1 protein-coding gene is annotated in these 679 nt (G+C 55.2%); it reads right to left on the minus strand.

The window, feature by feature from the left end; genetic code table 11:
• Positions 1 to 329: 329 nt before the first annotated feature.
• Positions 330 to 539: a PRC-barrel domain-containing protein gene (locus AC629_RS44110; protein ID WP_084810803.1), complete on the minus strand. Its 210-nt coding sequence runs from the start codon at positions 537 to 539 to the stop codon at positions 330 to 332.
• Positions 540 to 679: the final 140 nt, after the last annotated feature.

The raw sequence follows: 679 nt of genomic DNA on the forward strand, positions 1-679 counted from the left end.
CGGCATTGGAGACTCCGTCGCTGTTTGCCTCCATCCTTGGCACAGCGACGCGAATCTACTGCGAATCTATGATTGCGAACTTGTGACTCAGGACACTAGGGAGGAACATGTTCTCCTGCGTTGGAACTGAAACCCTCGGAACACAGGTGAATTTACCCGTGGGGCCTTCGCAAGACGCGAGGCATGCCATGCACCCTCTATCGGCGGGCGACGCATTTCTCACTGTCCGCAATCATGAGCGTAACCTTCCTGGCCGAGATTGGGTTCTTCATGCTGCTTGGAATGTTCTAAAAGGAATGCGCTCTGGACAGGGGTAGCCAATGCGCGGTCTAGTTCCCCACAAGCTTGATGGTTGAGACCGGCCATCTTCCATCATGACCTTTGATCGAAACACGAAGCCCGTGCAATTCATCCAGCCAAACGTTCTCCACCGTGCCTGCCTTTCCGTCGGTAAGGACTACGGCTTTGCCGATCAATTCAGATTGCGCCTCACCGTACTCGTTCAAAATCTTCGATGCATGGCGTTTCACCGATGGCATTGCTCGTCCATGTTCGGCCGCCCCATCTGCGACTCAACGGCGAGGTTTTTTCCAGTGCTCCGCATCGTGAACGATTGACGGTGAGCGCTCCAATTCGCGGAGCCGGTCGATTTGCGTCTTGAGGCGCGCTGGCAGTTTCG

Origin of the sequence: Bradyrhizobium sp. NAS80.1, assembly GCF_001908205.1 — a bacterium.
Classification (GTDB): domain Bacteria; phylum Pseudomonadota; class Alphaproteobacteria; order Rhizobiales; family Xanthobacteraceae; genus Bradyrhizobium.

Excerpts from the sequence above, each read along its gene's own strand:
- AC629_RS44110 (WP_084810803.1), bottom strand. The coding sequence starts at position 539 with ATGCCATCGGTGAAACGCCATGCATCGAAGATTTTGAACGAGTACGGT.